Annotated in this window: 4 protein-coding genes; 3 read left to right on the plus strand and 1 reads right to left on the minus strand. The window is 70.2% G+C overall.

Features of this window, described 5'->3' with window-relative positions; all coding sequences use genetic code 11:
* The 3 genes from VI238_RS02575 to VI238_RS02585 form a co-directional block, all read left to right on the plus strand.
* A partial coding sequence (locus VI238_RS02575; RefSeq protein ID WP_331648128.1) for a general secretion pathway protein GspB occupies positions 1-471 on the plus strand: 471 nt, incomplete at its 5' end.
* A 17-nt stretch (positions 472-488) separates the two neighbouring features.
* Positions 489-1,172 carry a rhomboid family intramembrane serine protease gene (locus tag VI238_RS02580; protein WP_331648129.1) on the plus strand — a complete coding sequence of 228 codons (684 nt, stop codon included), beginning with the start codon at positions 489-491 and terminating at the stop codon, positions 1,170-1,172.
* A gap of 116 nt (positions 1,173-1,288) precedes the next feature.
* Positions 1,289-1,615: a DUF1820 family protein gene (locus VI238_RS02585; RefSeq protein ID WP_331648131.1), complete on the plus strand. Its 327-nt coding sequence runs from the start codon at positions 1,289-1,291 to the stop codon at positions 1,613-1,615.
* Between the two features lie 33 nt (positions 1,616-1,648).
* On the opposite strand, the gene VI238_RS02590 is transcribed toward VI238_RS02585, so the two are convergent.
* Positions 1,649-1,924, minus strand: coding sequence for a DUF3144 domain-containing protein (locus VI238_RS02590; RefSeq protein ID WP_331648133.1), 276 nt, complete (start codon positions 1,922-1,924; stop codon positions 1,649-1,651).
* Positions 1,925-2,087: the final 163 nt, after the last annotated feature.

The raw sequence follows: 2,087 nt of genomic DNA on the forward strand, positions 1-2,087 counted from the left end.
TCGCCCGCCGCGCCGAAGTCCGCGACGCAGCCCTCCGCACCGGTACCGGCGCGACCGAAACCTCCGGCGCCCGCGCAACCGACCCGCGATGCGAAAGCGCCCGCGACGCCGGACGCGAAGCCGGCAGAGGCACCCAAGCCGGTCGCGCCGAACGCTGCGCCCGCGACGCCGGATGCGAAGGCCGGTGCGAATGCGAGCGCGCCGAAGGCCGCTCCGGCGCAGCCGAGGCAACCCGCACTGCCGACCGTCTGGGAACTGCCCTACGGCACGCGCAAGGAACTGCCGGATCTCAAGCTCACGATGCACGTGTTCTCGGATGCGCCGGCCGAACGTTTCATCGTCGTCGAAGGCGAACGGCACGTCGAAGGCGACGATCTCGGCAACGGCGTCGTGCTGCGCGAGATCAGGGCCGACGGCATGGTGCTCGACTTCAAGGGCCAACGTTTCCTCTATCCGCGCGACGGGCGCTGACGCGGGCGACGGCCGGCATGTTCGTGCACCTGCCGAGTTCGCGTCGCGCCGGGCCTCCCTGGGCCACCTTGCTCATCGTCGCGGCGTGCGTGGCGACGTTCCTCTGGCTGGTGACGCTGCCGCCGGCGGAACGCCTGGCGATGCTCACGCGCTGGGGCACGGTGCCGTCGACCTTGCTCGATCCGCTCGCGCCGTGGTGGCAGCAGCTGCTCGAGTTGCGCGCGGCGCGGCTCGTGACCGCGATCTTCATCCACGCGGACTGGCTGCACCTGACCGGCAACCTGCTGTTCCTGATCGTGTTCGGCGTGTCGGCGGAGCGTGCGCTCGGTTCGCCGCGCTTCCTCGCGATGTTCGTCACCGGCGGCGCGCTCGCCAACCTCGTAGGCGCGCTCACGCTCGCCGGCACGAGCGCGCCGATCGTCGGTTCGAGCGGCGCCGTATCGGCGGTCGTCGGCGCCTATCTCGCCCTGTTTCCGCGCGCGCGGCTCGGCCTCGTGCTGCCGCTCGGCGTGTTCCTCGAGTTCGTGCGCATCCCGGCGCCGCTGCTGATCGGCTTCTGGGCCGCGCTGCAGCTGCTGTTCACCTACGTCGGTCCCGCGTTCGGCGCGGTCGCCTGGTGGACGCACATCGCCGGCTTCGTCATCGGGATCCTGCTCGCGCTGCTTTCGCGCCCGGCGATCGCGCGCCGATTGAGGAACTAGCCGATGCTCCGGCCGATCGTCGAGGCCGTGCCCAACGGCGCGATCCGTCGGGCCGGCGCGGGCTCGATGGCGGCCACGATGCCTGATCGACGCGATCGCGGCGCTACAATCGCCGCATGCGCACGACGAAACTCTACAAGGTCTGCTTCCTGTCGCAGGGCAAGAGCATCGAGCTCTACGCGCGCCACGTGAGTTCGAGCCACCTGTGGGGATTCACGGAGATCGGCGACCTCGTGTTCGCGACGACCGGCGAAGGCCTCGTCGTCGATCCGACCGAAGAGCGCCTGCGCGAGGAGTTCCAGGACACGACGATGCTGCACGTGCCGATGCATGCGATCGTCCGCATCGAGGAAGTCGCGCGTCGCGGCGTCGCCGCGATCCGCGACGCCGCGAGCGGCGACAAGATCATGCCGTTCCCGCTCGCGCCGCCGCGCTCGAAGTAGGCGCGGACGCGGCGCCGCGACGGCGCCGTCGCGTCACGCCCCCGACGCGAGCGCGCCGAAGCTGCGCAGGTTCTCGCGGAACATCGCCTCGTACTCGGCGCGGAACGCGATCGTCGCTTCGTCGGGGGTCTGCTGCAGCAACTGGCTGCGGTTGACCCACTGGAACGCGTTGAAGCGCGCCGCCGCGAACAGGATCGCCGCGCTCACGCGCGATTGCGGAAAGCGCTGGCCGAACTCGTTCGCCTGCGCGACGAAGCGGTCTACCAGTTCGAAGAACTGGTCTTCGGTGATGTCCTGCGGGGTATTCATCGCGACTCCGATGCGGGGCCGCATATGGTCCGCCGCCGCCCGCGTCAATGCAATGGCGTGCCGAAACGCGCGAAGCGCGGCTGCCAATGGTCGAGGATATCGGCCGAGACGAGGATGCGCTCGGCGCGCGCGATGAGCTTCGCGCGCGGCACGAAGCCGATGT

The sequence above is a fragment of the Dokdonella sp. genome (assembly GCF_036518555.1).
GTDB lineage: Bacteria > Pseudomonadota > Gammaproteobacteria > Xanthomonadales > Rhodanobacteraceae > Dokdonella_A.

Bases quoted from the DNA above. Each gene is read 5' to 3' on its own strand.
- VI238_RS02580 (WP_331648129.1), top strand. From the start codon at position 489: ATGTTCGTGCACCTGCCGAGTTCGCGTCGCGCCGGGCCTCCCTGGGCC.
- VI238_RS02585 (WP_331648131.1), top strand. From the start codon at position 1,289: ATGCGCACGACGAAACTCTACAAGGTCTGCTTCCTGTCGCAGGGCAAG.
- VI238_RS02590 (WP_331648133.1), bottom strand. From the start codon at position 1,924: ATGAATACCCCGCAGGACATCACCGAAGACCAGTTCTTCGAACTGGTA.